At 71.1% G+C, this 21,464-nt stretch carries 15 protein-coding genes; 9 read left to right on the top strand and 6 right to left on the bottom strand.

The features are described from left to right. Positions 1-9 precede the first annotated feature (9 nt). Entirely contained in the window at positions 10-939 is a 930-nt protein-coding gene (locus ACFU8Q_RS11480; protein WP_384451214.1) for a hypothetical protein, read from the top strand. A gap of 79 nt (positions 940-1,018) precedes the next feature. Beyond that, positions 1,019-5,851, top strand: coding sequence for a hypothetical protein (locus ACFU8Q_RS11475; protein WP_384451211.1), 4,833 nt, complete (start codon positions 1,019-1,021; stop codon positions 5,849-5,851). A 126-nt stretch (positions 5,852-5,977) separates the two neighbouring features. Here the strand turns inward: ACFU8Q_RS11475 and ACFU8Q_RS11470 are convergent, their stop codons facing one another. Next, positions 5,978-6,433 (bottom strand): hypothetical protein, encoded by a 456-nt coding sequence (locus ACFU8Q_RS11470; protein ID WP_384451208.1) that lies wholly within the window; start codon positions 6,431-6,433, stop codon positions 5,978-5,980. A 429-nt stretch (positions 6,434-6,862) separates the two neighbouring features. On the opposite strand from ACFU8Q_RS11470, the gene ACFU8Q_RS11465 reads away from it, so the two are divergent. Genes ACFU8Q_RS11465 through ACFU8Q_RS11450 form a run of 4 tightly spaced genes read left to right on the top strand, consistent with a single transcriptional unit; the run spans position 6,863 to position 11,230 of the window. Next, entirely contained in the window at positions 6,863-9,772 is a 2,910-nt protein-coding gene (locus tag ACFU8Q_RS11465; RefSeq protein ID WP_384451205.1) for a nitrate- and nitrite sensing domain-containing protein, read from the top strand. Continuing rightward, positions 9,769-10,212, top strand: a complete 444-nt coding sequence (locus tag ACFU8Q_RS11460; protein WP_384451202.1) for a roadblock/LC7 domain-containing protein — start codon at positions 9,769-9,771, stop codon at positions 10,210-10,212. Before ACFU8Q_RS11465 ends, ACFU8Q_RS11460 begins: the two co-directional genes overlap by 4 nt. 9 nt (positions 10,213-10,221) lie before the next feature. Continuing rightward, a complete protein-coding gene (locus ACFU8Q_RS11455) occupies positions 10,222-10,644 on the top strand; it encodes a DUF742 domain-containing protein (protein ID WP_384451200.1) in 423 nt (140 codons plus the stop codon). After that, positions 10,625-11,230: an ATP/GTP-binding protein gene (locus ACFU8Q_RS11450; RefSeq protein WP_384451197.1), complete on the top strand. Its 606-nt coding sequence runs from the start codon at positions 10,625-10,627 to the stop codon at positions 11,228-11,230. Before ACFU8Q_RS11455 ends, ACFU8Q_RS11450 begins: the two co-directional genes overlap by 20 nt. A 137-nt stretch (positions 11,231-11,367) precedes the next feature. Here the strand turns inward: ACFU8Q_RS11450 and ACFU8Q_RS11445 are convergent, their stop codons facing one another. Beyond that, the gene (locus tag ACFU8Q_RS11445) at positions 11,368-11,715 is read right to left on the bottom strand and encodes an Mpo1-like protein (RefSeq protein ID WP_384451194.1); all 348 of its coding nucleotides are present in this window, start codon (positions 11,713-11,715) and stop codon (positions 11,368-11,370) included. A gap of 116 nt (positions 11,716-11,831) precedes the next feature. Continuing rightward, complete coding sequence (locus ACFU8Q_RS11440) at positions 11,832-12,638, bottom strand: M15 family metallopeptidase (protein WP_384451191.1); 807 nt, start codon at positions 12,636-12,638, stop codon at positions 11,832-11,834. 56 nt (positions 12,639-12,694) lie between these two features. Here ACFU8Q_RS11440 and ACFU8Q_RS11435 point away from each other — a divergent pair, with 56 nt between their 5' ends. After that, positions 12,695-13,237 carry an NUDIX domain-containing protein gene (locus tag ACFU8Q_RS11435; RefSeq protein ID WP_384451189.1) on the top strand — a complete coding sequence of 181 codons (543 nt, stop codon included), beginning with the start codon at positions 12,695-12,697 and terminating at the stop codon, positions 13,235-13,237. A gap of 22 nt (positions 13,238-13,259) precedes the next feature. Here the strand turns inward: ACFU8Q_RS11435 and ACFU8Q_RS11430 are convergent, their stop codons facing one another. Continuing rightward, complete coding sequence (locus ACFU8Q_RS11430) at positions 13,260-15,611, bottom strand: glycoside hydrolase family 31 protein (RefSeq protein WP_384451186.1); 2,352 nt, start codon at positions 15,609-15,611, stop codon at positions 13,260-13,262. A gap of 220 nt (positions 15,612-15,831) precedes the next feature. Between ACFU8Q_RS11430 and ACFU8Q_RS11425 the strand changes: the two genes are divergently transcribed. Both ACFU8Q_RS11425 and ACFU8Q_RS11420 read left to right on the top strand, forming a co-directional pair. Beyond that, entirely contained in the window at positions 15,832-17,808 is a 1,977-nt protein-coding gene (locus ACFU8Q_RS11425; RefSeq protein ID WP_384451184.1) for an acetoacetate--CoA ligase, read from the top strand. A 67-nt stretch (positions 17,809-17,875) separates the two neighbouring features. Beyond that, on the top strand, positions 17,876-18,811 hold the full coding sequence (locus ACFU8Q_RS11420) for a hypothetical protein (protein ID WP_384451182.1): 936 nt from the start codon (positions 17,876-17,878) through the stop codon (positions 18,809-18,811). A 63-nt stretch (positions 18,812-18,874) separates the two neighbouring features. On the opposite strand, the gene ptsP is transcribed toward ACFU8Q_RS11420, so the two are convergent. Further along, positions 18,875-20,545: a phosphoenolpyruvate--protein phosphotransferase gene (ptsP, locus tag ACFU8Q_RS11415; protein WP_384451179.1), complete on the bottom strand. Its 1,671-nt coding sequence runs from the start codon at positions 20,543-20,545 to the stop codon at positions 18,875-18,877. 76 nt (positions 20,546-20,621) lie between these two features. After that, positions 20,622-21,071 carry a PTS glucose transporter subunit IIA gene (locus tag ACFU8Q_RS11410; protein WP_384451176.1) on the bottom strand — a complete coding sequence of 150 codons (450 nt, stop codon included), beginning with the start codon at positions 21,069-21,071 and terminating at the stop codon, positions 20,622-20,624. Between the last annotated feature and the right edge of the window lie 393 nt (positions 21,072-21,464).

Here is a 21,464-nt window from a genome sequence, read left to right as displayed (position 1 = left end):
GCGACAGTCGTGAGCGACCACCGCGCACAGCACGCCGACGAGTGGAGCGAGCCGACCGCCGCGTACGGGACCGAGAGCACGGCGCCCGCCGACCCGGCCGGCCCCGCCGCGACCGCACCCGTCACCCCGGCCGACGCAGCCGACGCCGCCCGGCTCGTCGCTTTCGGGCTGCAGCCCAAACTGCTGCCCGCGCGCGACGCCGAATACGCCGAACTGCTCCGCCGCTACCGGGAGGGGCCCGCTTTCGCCCGGCTCGCCGACGCCGTGGCGACTGGTCTCGGGCTGGTCGTGCTGGAGGTGTCCACCCGCGCGGGTATGGCGGTGACCGCCGGCGAGGACTCGGTCTTCGCCGTCCGCATGGGCGACTACGCCCGCCGCGCCTCGTCCGACTCCGCCGACCGCTTCCTGCACGGGCTCGCACACCTCGCAGTCGCCGCGATGGCCTTCCCGCGCCCGGAGGACCTCGCCGACGACGCGTACATCGGCCGGATCACCGTCAACGGGGTCGACTCGTTCGTCCGCCAGGCCTGCCACCGCCTGGAGGAACGGGCCGAGGAGCACGGCGACAACACCGACCCGGCCACCGACGCCCCCGGGCTGGAGGCGGCCTGGCGGATCTACGCCAGGCGCAGCTCCACCGGAGCCACGAAGGACGCCCGGAGGCTGGCCGGCTCCACCACCGGCATCGTCGGCAAGGCCGTCGCCTTCCTCACCGACTCCGGCTTCCTCCAGCGCACCGGGGACGACGCCGGAGGCGCCTTCCGCACCACCGCCCGCTACCAGCTCCAGGTCCGCGACATGGCCGGCAGCGCCGCCATGGCCGAACTCCTGGAACTCGGAGTCGTACCCGTCACCGACGGAACGGCGACGCTCCTGCCGCCGCCCGACCCCGGCGACCTGGAGCTGGTCGCCGACGCCGGTCTGCCGTTCCACGCCTGACCGCCCGCCCCACCACCTCCGTCCTCCCACCACCACCGCCGTCTCCCCCCCGCTGCCTGAACGACGAGAGTCCGCCGCCATGTACGAGCTGTCCCGGGTCCGCCTCTACTCCATCGGGCCGGCCGGTGCGCGCTACGCCGACACCGTGCTCGACCTGCGCGGAGTGGGCGAGCCCGTGCCCCATCCCGCCCCGGCTCAGGCGGAGTTCTTCGAGGAGGAGCCGGTCGGCCCGCCGCGCCGCCCCGCCCCCGCCGGGGTGCTCTTCCTGGAGAACGGCGGCGGCAAGTCGGTTCTGCTGAAGCTGATCTTCTCGGTGATGCTGCCCGGCCACCGCAACACCCTCGGCGGTGCCAGCTCCGGCGTACTGCGCAAGTTCCTCCTCGCCGACGACTGCGGGCATGTCGCCCTGGAATGGCAGCACACCCTCACCGGCGAGTGCGTGGTCGTCGGCAAGGTCAGCGAGTGGCGTGGACGCCAGGTCTCCAACGACCCGCGGAAGTTCGCCGAGGCCTGGTACTCCTTCCGCCCCGGTCCCGGGCTCAGCCTGGACTCCCTGCCGGTCGCCGAGGCCACTTCCGTGCACCGCCCGGTCGAAGGCGTCTCCGGCGCGCAGGGCCGACGGCGCACGATGAAGGGCTTCCGCGACGCCCTGACCGAGGCGGGCAAGTTCTACCAGCACCTCGATGTGTACTGGGAAGAGATCCACGACCGCTGGAACGAGCACCTCGGAGACCTCGGCCTCGACCCCGAACTCTTCCGCTACCAGCGTGAGATGAACGCCGACGAGGGCGAGGCGGCGGGCCTCTTCGCGGTCAAGAAGGACTCCGACTTCACCGACCTGCTGCTCCGCGCCGTCACCGACACCCGGGACACGGACGGCCTCGCCGACCTGGTGAGCGGCTTCGGCAACAAGCTGGGCCGCCGCGCCGAACTGACCGCGGAGCGCGACTTCACCGCGGGCTCGGTCGATCTGCTCGGCCGGATCGTCGAGGCCACCGGCACCCGTTCCCGCGCCCGCGACATCCACGCGGGGGCCGAGCGCCGCACCCGCACGCTCGCCCGCAGGCTCTCCGCCCGCGCCGGCCAGGAGCGCGGCCGGGCCGCCGAGCTGGCCCAGCAGGTCACGGGCGCGGCCCACACCGTCACCACCGCCGAGCAGGCCCGCAGCCGCAGCGCCCTGATCGCGGCCGAACTGGCCTACCGGCACGCCTCCCTGGCCCTGACCGCGGCGGAGAAGGGCGCCGCCGCCCAACGCCGCGAACTGGGCGATGCCCGCACCCTGTACTCCGCCTGGCAGGCCGCCGAGGCCGTACTGCGCCACCGCGCCGCCGCCGACCGCTCCGCACGGGTCGCTGTCGCCATTCGCGAGGCCGAGCGGGACGCCGCGCCCGCGCTCGCCGCCCGTGCCGAGGCCGCCGCCGATCTCGTACGGGCCCTGCACACCGCGGCGGAGGCCGGCGAGACCCTGGCCAACGAGGAGGAGGAGCGCTCCGACACGCTTCAGACGGCCGGCGAGACCGCCCACCGCGACGCCACCACCGCCGCGACCGAGGCCCAGCGCGCCCGCAGCGAGGCCGGACACCTGCGCCAGCGCCTCGCCGAGGTCGAGCAGGAGACGGCGGAGGCGGTACGGGCCGGCTGGCTCGAGAACACCGCGCCGGACTTCGACCCGGCCCGCGCGGCCCTCGCCGCGAGCGACGCCGAGCAGTCCGCCGTCGCCGCGTGGGACACCGCGAGGGAGGCCGCCCGCTCGGCAGCCGACCTGGCCAGGGACGCGGCAGCCGCCGAGAGCCGCGCCGAACTGGCGGCGGCGCGCGCCGCCGATGCCGCACAGGCGGCGGAACAGTCGTACGAGGCCGAGCTCAGGGCCGCCGAGTCGATCGCCGCCGACCACCGTCTGGCCGACCTGCTCGGCCTGCCCTCCGCGCAGGGCACCGGCGTTCCCAGGCCCCGTCGCGGTGCGGCCGGCCCGGAGACGGACCCCGAAGCCCCGCACGGCGCGGACCATCAGGACCGGCACCAGGACCACGCCGGACAGCCGGGCCGGGGAGACGCCGCGGGCCAGGGCGGTCGGGCAGGGCAACCGGGCCAGTCCGCGTCCGGCAGGCACACCGTCACGGCCGAACAGCCCCCCGCCCGCGAACAGCCACTCACCGCCGAGGAGCTCGACCGGAGCGCCGACGAACTGCGGGAACTGCTCGACCAGGGCATCGCCTCCGCCGAACGCCGTCTCTTCGACCTGCGCACCGCGGCCGCCGACGACTTCCGTATCCTCGGCGCGCTCGGCGACGGCGGACTGCTGCCGCCCGGCCCCGATGTCCTCGCCACCGTCGAGTACCTCGGCGAACACGGCATCCCGGCCCTGCCCGGCTGGCGCTACCTCGCCCAGGCCGTCGACCCCGCCGACCACGCGTCCGTACTCGCCGCCCGTCCCGAACTGGTCGACGGCGTGGTCATCACCGACCCCGATTCGCACGCCCGCGCCCGCGAGGTCCTGAGCGGCGCCGCCCTGCTGCCGCGCTCGGCCGTCGCCGTGGGCACCGCCGCCGCGCTGCTGGCACCCGTCCCCACGACCGGCTCGGCCGCGAGCACGGAAGGGGTGTTCCTCGTCCCGCCGAACCCGGCGATGCACGACGAACACGCCGCCGACGAGGAGCGGCAGGCCCTCAGGACCAGGGCCGCCGCCCGCGACGAGGACATCCGTACCCTCGCGGCCCGTCTCACGGCCGACCGCTCCCTCGCCGCCCGCATCGGTTCGTGGCGTGCCGACTGCCCGCCCGGCATGCTTGCCGAACTTGCCGAGGCCGCCCGCACCGCCCGAACGGCCGCCGAGACCGCGGAGACCGCGCTCGCCGAAGCCCGTACCGTGCGTGCCGAGGCCGACGAGGCCGCCTCGGACACCGCCCGTGTCCGCGACGAACGCCAGGAGGCCGCTCAGCGCGCCCGCCGCGCCGCCGACGCCCTCGCGGGCCTCGCCTTCCGGCTCCGCGAACGGGCGGGCTGGCAGGCGAAGCTGCGCGAACTGATCGACGAAGCAGCCGAGTCGGAGGCCCGCGCCACCGTCTGTCTGGAACGGGCCCGTGCCGCCGACGAGGACCGCCGGGCCGCCCAGCGCGCCGCGGACGACGCCCGGCGCACGGCCCGCGCCCTGCGCGCCGAACGAGCCGAGATCGCGGGCGCGCCCGAGCACCTCCCGGAGCCCGGGACGGACACCCCGCGCCCCGCGCTCCCGGCGCTGCGGGAGGCCTACCGGGCCGCGTCCCAGCTGTACGAGAAGGTGGGCGTCGGAGCCGACCTGCGCGCCGAACAGGCCCGCGCGGAGAGCGACGAGAGCGCCGCCCTCGCCGAGCTGGACCGGCTCACCAACAAGGTCCGCACCCGCGCCGCCCAGCTCCTCGAAGGCACGGACGGCGCCGACGGACCGTCTCGGCAGGCGGCCGCCGCCCGCGCCGAGTCCCTGGTCCAGCTCCTGGAGACCAGGGCCTCAACCGCGAGCGAGCAGCTGGGCCGACTCCGCGGTGAGGCCGAGCGACTGGCCCCGGTGGATGGCGAGACCCACCACACCGAACTCCCGGACGAGCTGGTCCCGGCCGACGCCGAGCAGGCCCAGACCCTCCTGCGTACCGCCACGGCCGAACTGGCCTCCGCCACCGCGACCCTGGACACCGCCCGCGCAGCCCACGCCGAGCTGCTGCACGCCCACCGCACCGCCGAGGACTCGGCGGGCGGCTTCGACGAGACCGCGGCACTCCTGCGTGACCTCCTCAGGGACCACGGCGCGGACGACGACACCGAGGCCCCCGAGCCGTACCCGGGCAGCCTCGACGAGGCCCGGCAGTCCGCCGCCGAGGCCCGCCGTTCACTGCGTGGCTGCGCCGCCGACCTGTCCGCGGCCGAAAGCGCCGTACGGGAAGCGAGCGACGTCCTCGTACGGCACGCCAACTCCACCCGCTACGAGCAGGTCCGCACCCCCGCCCGCCAGCAGATCCGCGAGCTGCCGGCCGCGGCGCTGCCCGAACACGCCGAGAAGTGGGCCGCCGCCTTCGCGCCCCGGCTCCGGGTCCTCACCGACGAACTGGCCCAGCTGGAGCGCAACCGCGACTCCATCGTCGACCGGCTCCGCGGCCTCGTGGAGTCCGCGCTCACCACCCTGCGCTCCGCCCAGCGGCTCTCCCAGCTTCCCGAAGGACTGGGGGAGTGGTCCGGCCAGGAGTTCCTCCGGATCCGCTTCGAGGAACCCGACCAGGCGTCGCTCACCGAGCGGCTCGGCGAGGTCGTCGACGAGGCCACCCGTGCCGCGCTGAAGAAGAACTCCGATCTGCGCAGGGACGGCATGTCCCTTCTGCTGCGCGGTGTGCAGGCGGCGTTGGAGCCCAAGGGCATCGCCGTGGAGATCCTCAAGCCGGACGCGGTGCTCCGCGCCGAGCGCGTCCCGGTCGGACAGATGGGCGACGTCTTCTCCGGTGGCCAGCTGCTCACCGCCGCCATCGCCCTGTACTGCACGATGGCCGCACTGCGCAGCAATGACCGGGGCCGTGACCGGCACCAGCACCGGCACGCGGGCACGCTCTTCCTGGACAACCCCATCGGCCGCGCCAACGCCACCTATCTGCTGGAACTCCAGCGTGCGGTGTCGGACGCCCTCGGTGTGCAGCTGCTCTACACGACCGGTCTGTTCGACACGACGGCGCTCGCGGAATTCCCGTTGGTGATCCGGTTGCGCAATGACGCGGACCTGCGGGCCGGGCTGAAGTACATCAGCGTGGAGGAGCACCTTCGCCCCGGGCTTCCGCAGCAGGACCCGAACGGCGAGACGGTGCACGGCGAGATCACCGCCACCCGCATGTTCAAGCGCTCCACGACACCGCCCGACACCGACCGGACGCCCTCCCCGAAGTCGTCCGACGAGTAACGACGAGCATCAGGGCGCAAGCGGCAAGGACGAGAGTCCCGAATCCGGCCCGTCCGGCACGGACCCGACACCGTCCGGCACCGTCCGGCACCGGACGGGCCGACCACCGTCCGGACCCGGCGCAGCTCAGGCCCGTGAGAGGCTGCCCGCGCCCCGGCGGCGTATCCGTGCATCGTCCCGTTGCGCGGACCGCGCCGACCGCCGTGCTCTGCGCCGTTCGCGGCGCAGCTGCCGCGCCGAACTGCTCGGCACGGACACCACACCGTTGCGCTGATTCCAGACCTGTCGGGTGACCCAGACATCCAGTACCGACCAGGTCGCGACCACTGTGCTGCCCACACTGCTCAGCATCAGCGGAAAGGACAGCCAGGACTCCGTCAGCGTGCACAGGAACGCCACCATGGCCTGGATGATCGTCAGCGACATGATGAGCACGGCACGCACGGCAGCCGTACGGACCGGGTCAGGCATCCGCCGACGTGTCGCGGGCTCTTCCACCCAGAGCTGCCGACGCTCCTGACGCGGGATCTTCGCCCCGTCGGTCGCTGCCGAAGCCGTAGTCGCGACCGGTGCCGACAACACCGGGCTCCGGCGCTCTTCCCTATCCAAGGACTCTCAACTCCCCACCGCTGTCCGACTTCAGGGTTGCTGCCCGGCATGCGCCGGGCCTACGCGGGCGGATCGGACCATCCTGCCCTGAGTACTCCCCGTGTTCCCCTGCCCCGTACAGAGAGACGAGTGACCGGCCGAGAAGATTCCCTCGAACCGTCATCGAACGAAGAATTCCAGCCAACTGCCCTCCCGGACAGTGCGATGCGCTGACAGGAGACTTCTGCCGCATTCGCGAATTTCATAGCCCGGAATACCCGGACAACTCCTGATCGACGCCGAGGAGTGAGGCTGAAAAACGTCCCGGACATCTCTTCGAGTTGCCTCGCTGTCAGTAGTAGGCTCACGCCGTTTGTTGACGGAACACGACCCCCGACCCGAGGGGTCGGTCTGGGGGAGGCCATGCGCTTTCGCGGGAAGTCCATCCGCAGGAAGATCGTGGCACTGCTGCTGGTGCCGCTCGTCTCCCTCACCGGACTCTGGGGATTCGCCACTTTCCTGACGGGGCGTGAGGCGAGCCACCTGATGAGCTCGAGCACCATCGTGGAGAAGGTCGGCCATCCTCTGGAGGAAACCGTCCGCGCCATTCAGGACGAGCGCCGTCAGACCCTGGTCTTTCTCGCCGACCCAAGAGCATCCAATGCCCTGCCGCTCCTGCAGCGCCGACGCGCGGCCACCGACCGCGTCGTGGCGTACGTCCAGGACAGCGCACGGCAGAAGGACATTCGCGGCGCACTGCGGCCCGAGGACGAAACACAGCTGAACTCGGTTCTCAGCACGGTCGAGGGTCTTGGCGCGCTCCGCGATTCGGTCGAGAAACGCACCATCGACCGGCTGAAGGCGATGGAGTTCTACAACCGCCTCATAGACCCCTGTTACCGCTTTCTGAACGGTCTCCGCACGATGGAGAACGTGTCGATGGACAAGCAGGTCCGCGCGCTGGTCGGCATCTCACGAGCCCGCGAAATGCTCTCCCGCGAAGACGCCCTGGTCGCCTCGGCGCTCATCGCCGGTCGGCTCACCGCCTCCGAACTGCGCCAGATCTCCGACCTCGTGGCCAATCGCAAGCTGCTCTACGAGATCAATGGTGAGATGCTTCCCTTGTCGGAGCGTCAACGCGTGGAGCAGTTCTGGGCGAGCCCGGACAGCGAAGCGCTGCGCACCGCCGAGAGCACGCTCATCAACGGCGGTCCCACCCAGGACCCGCGGGCGGTCGACGCCGAGCGCTGGCAGGAGGTGGCCCCGTCCGTCCTGAACCGGCTGGCCAACGACTCCACCGAGATGAACAACCGCTTCCAGGACCGCGGAAAGCCGGCCGGCTACAGCGTCCTGATCAAGGCCGGTATCGCGGGCGTCCTCGGCTTCCTCGCCCTGCTCGCCTCGGTGTTCGTCTCCGTACGCATCGGCCGCGAGCTCATCCGTGACCTCTCCCGGCTCCGCAAGGACGCCCATGAGGTTTCCGGCGTACGGCTGCCGAGCGTGATGCGCCGCCTCGCTGCCGGTGAACAGGTCGACGTCGAGACCGAGGCACCGCACCTCCAGTACGAACGGGACGAGATCGGCCAGGTCGGTCAGGCACTCAACACCCTGCAACGGGCCGCAGTCGAAGCCGCGGTCAAGCAGGCGGACATGCGACGCGGTGTGTCCGAGGTCTTCGTCAATCTCGCCCGCCGCAACCAGGTGCTGTTGCATCGGCAGCTGACTCTCCTGGACACCATGGAGCGCCGCACCGAGGACACCGATGAACTCGCGGACCTCTTCCGCCTCGACCACCTCACCACTCGCATGCGACGCCATGCCGAGGGGCTGGTGATCCTCTCCGGCGCGGCGCCGTCCCGTCAGTGGCGCAAGCCGATCCAACTGATGGACGTGGTTCGGGCAGCGGTCGCCGAGGTCGAGGACTACGAGCGGATCGAGGTCCGCAGACTGCCCCGCATCGGTGTGGGCGGCCCCGCCGTCGCCGACCTCACCCATCTGATCGCAGAACTCCTGGAGAACGCCACCGTGTTCTCGCCCCCACACACCGCGGTGCAGGTGCTCGGCGAACGCGTCGCCAACGGCTTCACGCTCGAAATCCACGACCGGGGCCTCGGCATGGCCCCCGATGTCCTCCTCGACGCCAACCTGAGGCTCGCCGAAACCCCCGAGTTCGAGCTCTCCGACACCGACCGGCTCGGTCTCTTCGTGGTCAGCCGCCTCGCCCAGCGGCAGAACGTCCGGGTCTCGCTGCAGACCTCTCCGTACGGTGGCACGACCGCGGTCGTCTTCATTCCGGCGGCGCTGCTCACCGACGCCCCGGACACCCATGGCACCGGATTCCGCCTCGATCGCCGGTCCGAGAAGGCGATCGGCAGCGGCGGAAAGGCGGCCGGCCAGGGACCGGGCAGCGACAAGGACCGCAGGGACGGCGTGCCGGACCGCCGGGCCACCGGCAGACCCTCCGGCCTCGCCCCCGTTCCCACCGGTCTCATCGACCCGGCCCTCCTGGACGGGCCCGTGGAGCTCGAAGGACCCGTGGAAGCGCTGGGCTTCGAGAACGACCCCGGGCTCGATCCCCTTCTGGAACCCCTGCTGGGCGGTGCGTCGGACATCGACGACACCGAGAGCGAACGCGGCGGCGTCTTCCGGGCCCGCGACCTCCGGCGCGACGGTGACCGCGAACAGCACCAGCAGGCATCCGACCAGGCGGGCCGGCCCGAGGCCCGGGTACGGGCGATGCGCCCGGGCGGCCCGTTGCCGCTGCCCCGCCGCAAACCACCGACCCTGGTCACCGACAACGGCCGCCGGGTCGACGAGGCGGGCCGCGCCCACCCCACGACCGCCGAGCACGAGAGCTCACCCGGCCCCGAGGCTTCCGCCCCAGACGCCGGGATCAGGCCGTCGGCCGCCGACCCGTGGCGCTCCGCCGCCGACACCGGAGGGCCCACCGAGCCGCGGAACCCCACCGACCCCGGGGAGCCCACCGGCTTCCGGAAACCCACCGAGCCCGCCCCAGCGGCAGAGTCCGCCACGCTCGACGAACCCGCGACACCGCCGGCCCCGGGCGCGGCCCCCGAGACAGTGGGCGGCCTGCCCCGACGCATCCGGCAGGCGAGCCTCGCCCCGCAACTGCGTGAAGTCTCCGGTGGCCGCGAGGCGGAGTCGTCCCGTTCGGAAGCGGACCAGGACTTCGAACGCGATGCGGACGAGGTACGCAGTCGTATGGCTTCACTCCAACGTGGCTGGCAGCGCGGCCGACGGCAGAACGCCGAGGACGTGACCGGCCCCGGTGACACAGCACAAGGAACCACTCCGGGAGGGGACGGTCGATGACCGCACCGAACGCCGCAGCACCCGACGCCGCACGCCAGGGCTCCGGCCGGCTGAACTGGCTGCTCGACGAACTCGTCGAGCGCGTCGCCAGCATCCACAAGGCGCTGGTGCTCTCCAGCGACGGCCTCGCCACCGGTACCTCCGAGGGCCTGACGCGCGAGGACAGTGAACATCTGGCAGCCGTCGCCTCCGGATTCCACAGCCTCGCCAAGGGAGTGGGACGCCACTTCGACGCGGGCAGAGTCCGCCAGACCGTCGTCGAACTCGACGAGGCGTTCCTCTTCGTCACGGCGGCCGGTGACGGCAGCTGCCTGGCCGTGCTGGCCGATGCCGACTCCGACGTCGGCCAGGTGGCGTACGAGATGACGCTGATGGTCAAGCGCGTCGGTGCCCACCTGGCCAACGCCCCCCGGACGACCGGATCGGCCGCCGGGGGGTGAGTGGACGGTATGAGCGCTGACTCCTCCAGACCTCCGGCCACGTCCACGGACCCGCAGGCATCGCGCTGGTACGACGCCGATGCGGGGCCCGTGGTCCGTCCGTACGCGATGACCCGGGGCCGTACCAGCAGCGCCTCCCGTCATCGGCTCGACCTGATCGCGGTCGTCGTCCCCGAACCCGCGGCCGACGACCCCGGCCGGGACCAGACGCTCTCTCCGGAACATGTGGAGATCGTCGAACTCTGCAGTGACATGCCCCAGTCGATCGCCGAGCTCGCGGCCGGCCTGGACCTCCCCGTAGGGGTGGTCCGGGTGCTGGTCGGGGATCTCGTCGAGGACGAGCTGGTGCACGTAACCCGTCCCGTTCCGCCGGCAGAGCTGCCGGACGTGAACATTCTTCGCGAGGTGATCAATGGCCTTCGGGCGCTCTAGCCGCAACAGACGGCCCGTTGAGCCCGTTACCCTGAAAATCCTGGTGGCGGGCGGCTTCGGAGTGGGCAAGACGACTCTGGTCGGTGCGGTCAGCGAGATCAGACCGCTGCGTACGGAGGAGAGACTCAGCGAGGCGGGCCGTCCGGTGGACGACCTGGCGGGCGTGGAGGCGAAGACCACCACCACCGTGGCCATGGATTTCGGCCGGATCACCCTCCGCGAGGACCTGGTGCTGTACCTCTTCGGCACCCCGGGGCAGGACCGTTTCTGGTTCCTGTGGGACGAACTGGCTCAGGGCGCGCTGGGCGCGGTCGTGCTCGCGGACACCCGGCGGCTGCAGGACTGCTTCGCCGCGGTCGACTACTTCGAACGCCGCGCGATTCCGTTCGCCGTCGCCGTCAACTGCTTCGAGGGGGCGGGCAAGTTCGCCACCGAGACGGTGCAGGCGGCACTGGACCTCGACCCCGGGGTCCCGGTCGTCATGTGCGACGCACGCGACCGTTCCTCCGCGCGGGACGTTCTGGTGACGGTCGTCGAGCATGCGCTGGCCCGCGCCGAGCACCCCCGCGAGCCCGCCACGACGTAACGGCCCGTACGGCGACTACAGCGCAGCAACGCGGCCCGCACCCCCGCCGACCGGGGTACGGGCCGCGCGTCTCTGCGTGGCTGAGCAAGGATTTTTCACCCGGCATGATGGGCCGTCAAGGCTGCTGACAGCAGTGGTCAGCGGTTGTCGGCGAGCCACTTGGCGGCAATCTCCGCCAGCTCCCGGTCGCGGCCGGCCAGCATCATCCGGATCATCTGTACGTCGCCCCGCAGTGACCAGGCGGGATGTCCGAAGGTAGCCGGATTGTTCTTCTCGATCAGGAAGTGCGCGGGCCAGGCGGTCCCGTACCCGATCAGCGGCAACGCGGCCGCGTACCTCTTGCGTCCCCGCGCCAGGCCGTACGCGGTGACCGCGAGCCCGGTCAGGGAGCCGGTCAGATGGACCCAGCGGGTCGCGGCCTTGGAGTGCATCGCGACGTAGTAGGGCCAGAACTCTTCGTAGGAATCGAATGTCTGTTGTGGCATACGGGCACCGTAATGGCTCGGGCGGCAACCGGAAACGGCCGATCCGCGTCCGAGAGGGAGAGCGGGCGGCCGGAACCCACGGGGGTGGTCCCGGCCGCTCTTTCTCAGCACCGGCCTCAGTGCCCCGCGACGGACCTCCTGGCCACCGGGAAGTCGAAGAAGGTGTCCGGGAACAGCTCGGGCTTGAAGGTGTAGTGCCACCATTCCTCGGCCAGATTCACGAAGCCGGCGTCGGTGAGCGTCTTCTTCAGGAACTGCCGATTGGCGCGCTGGGTTCCCTGGATACGCGGGTCATCCGTGTGGGAGAGCGTGTCGAAGCAGTCGTATCCCGTCCCCATGTCCACGGAGTTGTCCGGGAAGCGCTCGGCCTGGGGCGCGTAACAGGGCACTTGCTGCAGGCCCGGCAGATACGGCCCGGTCGGCGTGGCGGGCAGTCTCACCAGCGTCAGGTCCACCGTGCTGCCGCGGCTGTGTCCGGACTTCTCCGCGATGTAACCGTCCGCGAACAGCTGGGTCTTGTCGACGCGGGGATAGAACTCTCCCTTCATCCTCTCGTCGTCGAGATCCTTCGCCCACCGCACGAAGTGGTTGACCGCTCGCTGCGGCCGGTAGCAGTCGTACACCTTCAGCGAGTAGCCCTGCTCCAGCAGCCGGGTCTGCGCGCGGTGCAGGGCCAGGGCCGCGGGCCGGGTCAGGATGCAGAGCGGCTGGCGATATCCGTCCACCGGAACGCCCATGAAGTTGTGTGCGGTGGAGTAGCGCATCTCCTGAATGATCGTCGGATCCACCGAGCGCAGCGCGACGAACTCCTCGGGAGCCTTCGGCTCGGGCCTCGCCTGTGCCACGGGGGCGGTGGCGGTGAGGGTGAGCAGTGCGGCGGCAGCGGCGGCCAGGACACGGAAAGCGGAAGCAAGAGCTGTCATGAGCACATAATCCAGTAGTACGGAGAGCCTGGCAGGCGATCGGATACAGTCCGCGCGTGTCCGCACCCACGAGCAACCCCGAGAAGCCGGCGAAGGACTCCCACTGCGGCAGCTGCGGAGCACCGTACGCCGCATCGACGTCCCCCGCCGCCTGGCCCCGCACCTGTGCCGTCTGCGGCGACACGGCCTACCGCAACCCGCTGCCGGTCGCCGTGGCCCTGCTCCCCGTCACCGACCCCGACGGCACCGGACTCGTCGTCATCACCCGCACCATCCAGCCCTGTCGTGGCGGTCTCGCCCTCCCAGGCGGCTTCATCGACCACGACGAGGACTGGAAACACGCAGTCGTACGTGAACTGCGCGAGGAGACCGGCATCGAAGCCGAAGAGGAGGACGTCCGCCTCGCCGACGCCCTCAGCGCCCCGGACGGCCACCTGCTCCTCTTCGGCCTGCTCCCCGAACGCCCCGCAGGCGCGCTCCCGCCCTCCGCGCCAACCAATGAGACCTCCGGCTTCCATCTGCTCCGGGCAGCCACCGAGCTCGCCTTCCCCCTGCACACCCGGGCCGTCCGCACGTGGTTCGAGGGCGGCTACCACTGACCGGGCCAGGCCCCGCAGCGTCCTACAATCCCCGCACGCGCACGGGGCCGTTCACCGGCCCCTCCTCACCCTCCCGCTCCACCACAACCATCCCGTCCACCAGCCGCGACGTATACCGTTCGACCTCCGCCCGCTCCCAGCCGTCACCCGCGTCCCGGACCACAAGACCGCCCCCGCTGCGCCCCGCCGCCGGAGCCCACACCTCCAGCTCCACACCGCCGTCCGCCCCCCGCACGGGCAGTACCGAACCCGCCCGCGCCAGCACCGGCACCCGCGACAACGGAGCGTCGAGCAACACCTGACCCGGCCCCTCGTACACCTCACCCGTCGCCGTGTCGTGCCAACGCCCCCGCGGCAACCGCACCGCCCGACGGTCCGCACCACGCTCCAGCACCGGCGCCACCAGCAAGGCATCCCCCAGCAGGAACGCGTCCTCGCAGTCCCGCAACGCCCGCTCACCGGGCGCGCCCCACCAGAGCGGTCGCACATACGGCGCACCCGTCAGCCGGGCCAGCTGCGCCAGGCTCACGAAGTACGGGCGCAGCCGCTCCCGCTCCTCCAAAGCGGTCCGCGCATGCTCAAGCACCCGCGGCCCGAACTCCCACGGCTCCCGTCGCCCCGCGTCGATCGCCGCATGGGTACGGAACAACGGCAGATACGCACCCAGCTGGAACCACCGCAGATACAGCTCGGGCGACGGCGACCCGCCGAACCCGCCCACATCCGGGCCCGAATACGGAACCCCGCACAGCCCCAGCCCCAGCACCAGTGCCAGGGAGGCCCGCAGCCCGGGCCAGCTGGTCTCCACATCACCGGACCAGGTACCCCCGTACCGCTGCATCCCCGCCCAACCGGAACGCGAGAACAGAAACGGACGTTCCTCCGCCCGCAGCCGATGCAGCCCTTCGTACCCTGCACGCGCCATGGTGAGTCCGTACACATTGTGGGCCTCGCGGTGATCACCCCCGCGGCCCTCCAGACAGTGCCGCGCCGACCGCGGCAACGTCGGCTCCCCGAATGCCGCGAACGACACCGGCTCGTTCATGTCGTGCCACACGCCGGAGAACCCCTGCGCAAGCCGCTCCTCGTACCACCCGCCCCACCACTCGCGCACCTGCGGATCGGTGAAGTCCGGATACACGCACTCACCCGGCCACACCTCCCCGCGCACCACCCGCCCCCCTGCGTCCCGGACGAACGCCCCGTCGCCCCCGACCGCCCTGCCCGAGTCGAACACCGCGTTCCCCGGCTCCGCCTTCACCGCGGGATCGACGATCGACACCAGTCGCACCCCGTCCTCCCGCAGCTCCTTCGCCAGTCCCGGCAGATCGGGAAAGCGCTCGCGGTCGACGGTGAACACCCGGTGCGCGTCGTAGTGGTCGATGTCCAGATGCAGCACGGACAGCGGCAGTCCCCGCTCCCGGTACCCGGCGACGACCCGCCGCACCTCCCCTTCGCTCCCGAAGCCCCAACGGGCATGCTGCGGACCCAGCGCCCAGGACGGCGGGAGCGCGGGCGCCCCCGTCAGCGCCGTCCAGTTCTGCAGGACGCGTGCCGGAGTGCCGGCCATCGCCCAGCAGCGCAGCGGCCCGCCGTCCATCCGCACCTCGCACATTCCCGGACGGTCATGGCCGGATCCCGCGCCCTCCTCGCCCTCGCGCAGCGTCACTCGCCCCGACCAGGAGTTGTCGTGGAACACCAGATGCGTCCCCGCGTCGGAGACCACCAGCTGCACCGGCATCGTCAGATACAGCGGATCGTCACCTGGCCCGAAACTCCCACCAGGATCCGTGTTCCACAGCCGGTACACACCGTCCCGCAGCCGCGGCCCGGACGCCCGCCCGCCGAGCCCGAAGAACCGGGCATCCGCCGGCACCTCGGACCGCTGCACCCACCGGGCGGTACCACCCGCGACCGGCTCCCACCAGCGCGGCGGCAACTCGCGCCGGAGTACCACCCCGCCCGGAGTACGCAATTCCACGGCCCCGTGCCGCGACACCGCAACGGTCAGCCGCTCCGAGACGACCTGCCAGCCGCCGTCCTTGTCCGGCTCCAGCCCGGCCCGCGGGTCCGGCTCGGGGCCAGCACCCGCCAGCGCGTAGGACGGCAACGGCTCCGCCCCGTCCCAGCCCCAGAACACCGCCCCGCCCACCGCCACCCGGACCCGCAACTCAGAACGCGCGAACCGCACCACACCCCCGCCCGGCCCCGGCTCCGCCCCCACCACGAGGCCCGGCACTCTCGCCCGCTCCGCACCGCGCCGGGGCAGCGCCCGCGCATCCGCATTCCGGCGCTGCCAGGAGGAGCGCACCGTGCGCAGCCCCCGCACCGAACCGACCAACTTCACCGAGCGCACCAGGTCACGACCGTCCATGCAGCTCACCCTGCCACCCGACAGAGCGGGCGCGGGCCGCGTTCAACTTCCGTTCACCCGTGGCCGGACCACATGTCCGGACACGCGACCATGGGTGGTGAACCCTGGTGCGAAAGACGATCACATGGCATCGTCCGTAAAAGCCGCCTCACGCGCACACCCCAGCACGTGTGCGCGCGTCCACGCCCACCCCGCGTACCCGTACAGTCAGGGAGCCGCCATGACCGCAGCAGCCAACGAAGCCCCCCTCTGGCAGCCCGGCCCCGACCGCATCGCTGCCGCCGCCGTCACCCGCTTCCAGAACTGGGCGGCAGAGCGGTACGGAGCACCGGCCGAAGGCGGCTACCCGGCGCTGCACCGCTGGTCGGTCGACGAGCTCGACACCTTCTGGCAGGCCGTCGCCGACTGGTTCGACGTACGGTTCTCCACCCCGTACGAAGCCGTCATCGGCGACCGCACCATGCCCGGCGCCCAGTGGTTCCCCGGCGCCACCCTCAACTACGCCGAACACGCCCTGCGCACCGCCGAGGACCCCCTGCGCGCGGACGCGCCCGCTCTGATCCACGTCGACGAGACCCACACCCAGGTCCCCATCTCCTGGTCCGAACTCCGCCGCCGGGTCGGATCGCTCGCCGCCGAACTCCGCGCGCTCGGCGTCACACCGGGCGACCGCGTCAGCGCCTACGTCCCCAACATCCCCCAGGCGGTCATCGCCTTCCTCGCCACCGCGGCCGTCGGCGGCGTCTGGACCTCCTGCGCCCCCGACTTCGGCGCCCGCAGCGTCCTCGACCGCTTCCAACAGGTCGAACCCGTCGTCCTCTTCGCCGTCGACGGCTACCGCTACGGCGGCAAGGAACACGACCGCTCCGACACGGTCGCCGAGCTGCGCCGCGAACTCCCCACCCTGCGCGCCGTCGTCCACATCCCGCTGCTCGGCACCGAGGCACCGGAGGGCACCCTCGACTGGTCCGCCCTCACGTCCGCCGACACCGAGCCCCTCTTCGAACAGGTCCCCTTCGATCATCCGCTGTGGGTGCTCTATTCCTCCGGCACCACCGGACTCCCCAAGGCGATCGTCCAGTCCCAGGGCGGCATCCTGCTCGAACACTTCAAGCAGATCGGCCTGCACTGCGACCTCGGCCCCGACGACCGGTTCTTCTGGTACACCTCCACCGGCTGGATGATGTGGAACTTCCTCGTCTCCGGCCTGCTCACCGGGACCACACTCGTGCTGTACGACGGAAGCCCCGGCTACCCGGACGTCAGCGCCCAGTGGCGCGTCGCCGAACAGACCGGAGCGACCCTCTTCGGCACCTCCGCCGCCTACGTCATGGCCTGCCGCAAGGCCGGCGTCCACCCGGGCCGCGACTTCGACCTCTCCCGCGTCCAATGCGTCGCCACCACCGGCTCCCCGCTCCCGCCCGACGGATTCCGCTGGCTCCACGACGAGGTGGACGACAACCTGTGGATCGCCTCCGTCAGCGGCGGCACCGACGTCTGCAGCTGCTTCGCCGGCGCAGTCCCCACCCTCCCCGTTCACATCGGCGAGCTCCAGGCCCCGTGCCTCGGCACGGACCTCCAGTCCTGGGACCCCGCCGGCAAGCCCCTCATCGGCGAGGTCGGCGAACTCGTCGTCACCGCACCCCTGCCCTCCATGCCGATCCGCTTCTGGAACGACCCCGACGGAAGCCGCTACCACGACAGCTACTTCGACATGTACCCCGGCGTCTGGCGCCACGGCGACTGGATCACGATCACCGAACACGGCTCGGTCATCATCCACGGCCGCTCCGACTCCACCCTCAACCGCCAGGGTGTACGGATGGGCTCCGCCGACATCTACGAAGCCGTCGAACGGCTCCCCGAAATCCGCGAATCCCTCGTCATCGGCATCGAGGAACCCGATGGCGGCTACTGGATGCCGCTCTTCGTCCACCTCGCCGACGGCGCCGCGCTCGACGACGACCTGCGCGACAGCATCAAGCGGACCATCCGGGAGAACCTCTCCCCGCGCCATGTCCCGGACGAGATCATCGAGGTCCCCGGCATTCCGCACACGCTCACCGGTAAGCGCATCGAGGTTCCGGTCAAGCGCCTCCTGCAAGGCACAGCCCTGGCCAAGGCGGTCAACCCCGGCTCGATCGACAACCTCGAGCTCCTCCGCTTCTACGAGGACCTCGCCCGCAAGCGTCACTGACCGGTCGCGTTGTCAGTACCCTTGACTACTCTGAGTGAGCAATGATCGACAGCGCACTGGGGGAGTCATGGCGCAGACCAGGAACACCAAGCACGACAAGACCAGCAGGACCAGCGGGTACCTCCGGTCCGGCACATCCATGCGACGCACGCTGCGCCGCGAAGCACCCAGCACCATCGGCCTCCTGGCCGACGAGCAGGACTTCGCGGCGATGCGGCGCTACCGCACCTTCACCTTCGACGACCACACCATCTATCTCCAGCAGGTGGAGGGCCTGCTGAAAGCCCTCGCCGCACAGGGCATGCATGCCACGGTCGCCCTCTTCGACCCCGAGGAGTACGCGGAGTTCTGCACCGAGTCCGGAATCGCTCCCGATGCCCCCGCCAGCCGTAGCCGCTTCACCGCCGAAATCGCCTCGGCCGGCGCCACCGTCGCGTACAGCGGCCAACCCCTCGACACGCTGATCCCGCTCCTGGTCAGCCGAGCCATCCGCCGGGCGACCTGGGAATACGCCACGATGACCCTGGCCGACCTCGGAGCCTGCGCGGACTGCGGTCAGGACATCGGCCGCGCCGCCTTCGACCGGGCCTCCCACCTCCTGCTGCGCATGCTGGAGACTGCGGGCCCGGGCACCCACCACCTCGTCTGCAGTACCCCCACCGAGAACGAGCACCTGCTCGCCGTCCTGCACACCGAGCGCGACACCACGGGGCCCACTCACCTCGAATCAGCGGAAGGAGCCGAGTTCGTCACGGTGCTCGCCGTCGGCATCGCCCTCGAAAAGCCCGGGGGAGTCGTACTCCGAACAAGCAACCCCGGCACCCAGGACCGGGTCCACGGTTGGCGACTGACCCGCGGCAGCCTCGTCCCGCTCACCGCCGGCGAGGTCTTCAGCGCCTACTGCACCGATGCCGACACCGGCGAACCCGTCTCCCCGGAGTCACACGTGGAGTACTGCGCGGGCTTCGACCTCGGCGCGGACGAACCGGAGTCGCACCACTGACAGGCCGAAGGGGCTCCCTGCCACCATCGGCAGGGAGCCCCTTCACCACAAGACGCCTCGGGGCTACTCGCCCGACAGCACCGCCTGCGCCGCTACCCGCGCCTCTTCGGCGGAGTCGGCCGCACGTGCGGCGGAAGCGGCCCGCTCGCACTGCGCGAGCGTGTACTTCGCCAGGGTGGCGCGGACATAAGGAATGGACGCGGCACCCATCGACAACGACGTCACACCCAGCCCCGTCAGGACACAGGCAAGCAATGGATCGGAAGCGGCTTCACCACAGACACCACAGCTCTTGCCCTCGGCCCTGGCCGCCTCAGCCGACAGCGCTACGAGGTCGAGCAGCGCGGGCTGCCAGGGATCCTGCAGCCGCGACACCGCACCCACCTGACGGTCGGCGGCAAAGGTGTACTGCGCCAGGTCATTCGTGCCCAGCGAAAGGAACTCGACCTCGCGCAGGATCGAGCGAGCCCGCAGGGCGGCGGACGGAATCTCCACCATCGCGCCGAACTTCGCCGCCAGCCCGGCCGCACGGCACGCATCGGCGAAGGCCTTCGCGTCCGCACGGTCCGCCACCATCGGAGCCATGACCTCGAGGTGGACGGGCAGACCTTCGGCCGCCTCCGCCAGCGCGGTCAGCTGGGTCCGCAGCACCTCGGGGTGATCCAGCAGGCTCCGCAGCCCACGCACACCCAGTGCCGGGTTGGGCTCGTCCGCCGGGGTCAGGAAGTCGAGCGGCTTGTCAGCACCGGCATCCAGCACCCGCACCACGACACGCCCCTCAGGGAACGCTTCGAGCACCGCCCGGTACGCCGCGACCTGCTTCTCCTCGGACGGCGCCCGCTTGCTGTCGTCCAGGAACAGGAACTCGGTACGGAACAGCCCCACGCCCTCCGCACCGGCCTCGACGGCAGCCGGCACATCGCCCGGCCCACCCACATTGGCGAGCAGCGGGACCTTGTGACCGTCAGAGGTCGCACCCGGACCGGTCGAAGCGGACAGTGCGGCCTTGCGCGCCGCAGCGGCATGCTCCATCTCGGCACGCTTCTCGGCGCTGGGTTCGACGAAGATCTCACCGGTGCTGCCGTCCACCGCGACGACCGTGCCCTCGGCCAGCTCACCGGCTCCGGGGAGCGCCACCACAGCGGGCACACCGAGCGCACGCGCCAGAATCGCGCTGTGACTGGTTGGCCCGCCCTCCTCGGTCACGAAGCCGAGCACCAGCGCAGGGTCGAGCAGCGCCGTGTCGGCCGGCGCCAGGTCCCTGGCGATCAGGACATAGGGCTCGTCGCTGTCCGGCACACCGGGCATCGGCACTCCGAGCAGGCGAGCCACGATCCGGTTACGCACGTCGTCGAGGTCGGCGACCCGCCCGGCGAGGTACTCGCCGGCGTTGGCGAGCAGCGCGCGATAGGCGGCAAACGCGTCATAAACGCCGCGTTCGGCGGTGCTGCCGACGGCAATGCGGCGCTCCACATCGGCAATCAGCTCGGGGTCCTGCGCCATCATGGCCTGGGCCTCGAGCACATGCTGAGCCTCGCCACCGGCAAGATTGCCGCGCGCGATCAGATCGGCCGCCACCGCTTCCACGGCCTGGCGAGCGCGCCCCTGTTCACGCTCCGCCTCTTCGGCAGGGATCTGCTTGGCCGGCGGTTCGAGCACCGCCGTACCCATATGACGAACCTCGCCGATCGCCACTCCGTGGCTCACACCGACGCCTCGCAGTGTTGTCTCCATTGCACCCGTCTCCGGTTGTGCGGCGGTCCATGCCTCCGCGGTGGATATGCAGTCGGCTGTCATCGAGCCGCGTCCCTCACTGCCAGCCGAACAACGTGTCGCCCGTCTTCACGTCGCCGTCCTCGCGGAGATCGGAGAGGGAGTCAGCGGTGGCTTCCAGCGCGACGATCGGGCACACGGGGGACTTACCGGCGGCCTCGACGCCCGCAGGGTCCCACCGCACGATGCCCTGGCCTCGGGTGACCGTGTCCCCCTTGTTCACGAGCAGTTCGAAGCCCTCGCCATTGAGCTGAACGGTGTCGATGCCGAGGTGGACGAGCACTCCGTGCCCGTGCTCGTCCACGACGACGAACGCGTGCGGGTGCAGGGAGACGACGATGCCGTCGACCGGCGCTACGGCTTCGGACGGCTCGCGCTCGGGATCAATGGCGGTTCCAGGCCCCACCATCGCGCCGGAGAAGACCGGGTCCGGTACCGCAGCGAGCCCGATGGCACGCCCGGCAAGAGGGGACGTCACAGTGGTCATGGGGAACCTCCCAGGGGTGGAGCTCGAATGGCGCCGTCACGGCTTGCAGACGACGGCGTGCTGTTCAGCAGAGTAAGTCATAAGAAGTCCCGGTTCCGCCCGAGTCCTGCCGGTTCGCGACCTTAGAAGGGCACCGGAAACGATTTGCCTCGACTCCCGACTGCCTGTACTGTCGTATTCCTGCCTGGCCCCAGCACGACTTCGAGTCGGGGGTCGGCAGCGACTTTTTAAGCCCCGACTCTAACCTGGATCGGCACCCGCATGTCTGCAGGGCGCTGGTCAAGGGAAAAGGAAAGGCCTGATAGAGTCGGACTCGCCGGAAAGGGAAACGCGAAAGCGAAGAACTGGAAAGCAGCCCCGCTTCGACCGGGAATCGGACACGAAAGAGTCTGA

The organism is Streptomyces sp. NPDC057543, from assembly GCF_042801895.1.
Lineage (GTDB): Bacteria > Actinomycetota > Actinomycetes > Streptomycetales > Streptomycetaceae > Streptomyces.
This window is presented reverse-complemented; position numbering and strand designations above follow the sequence as displayed.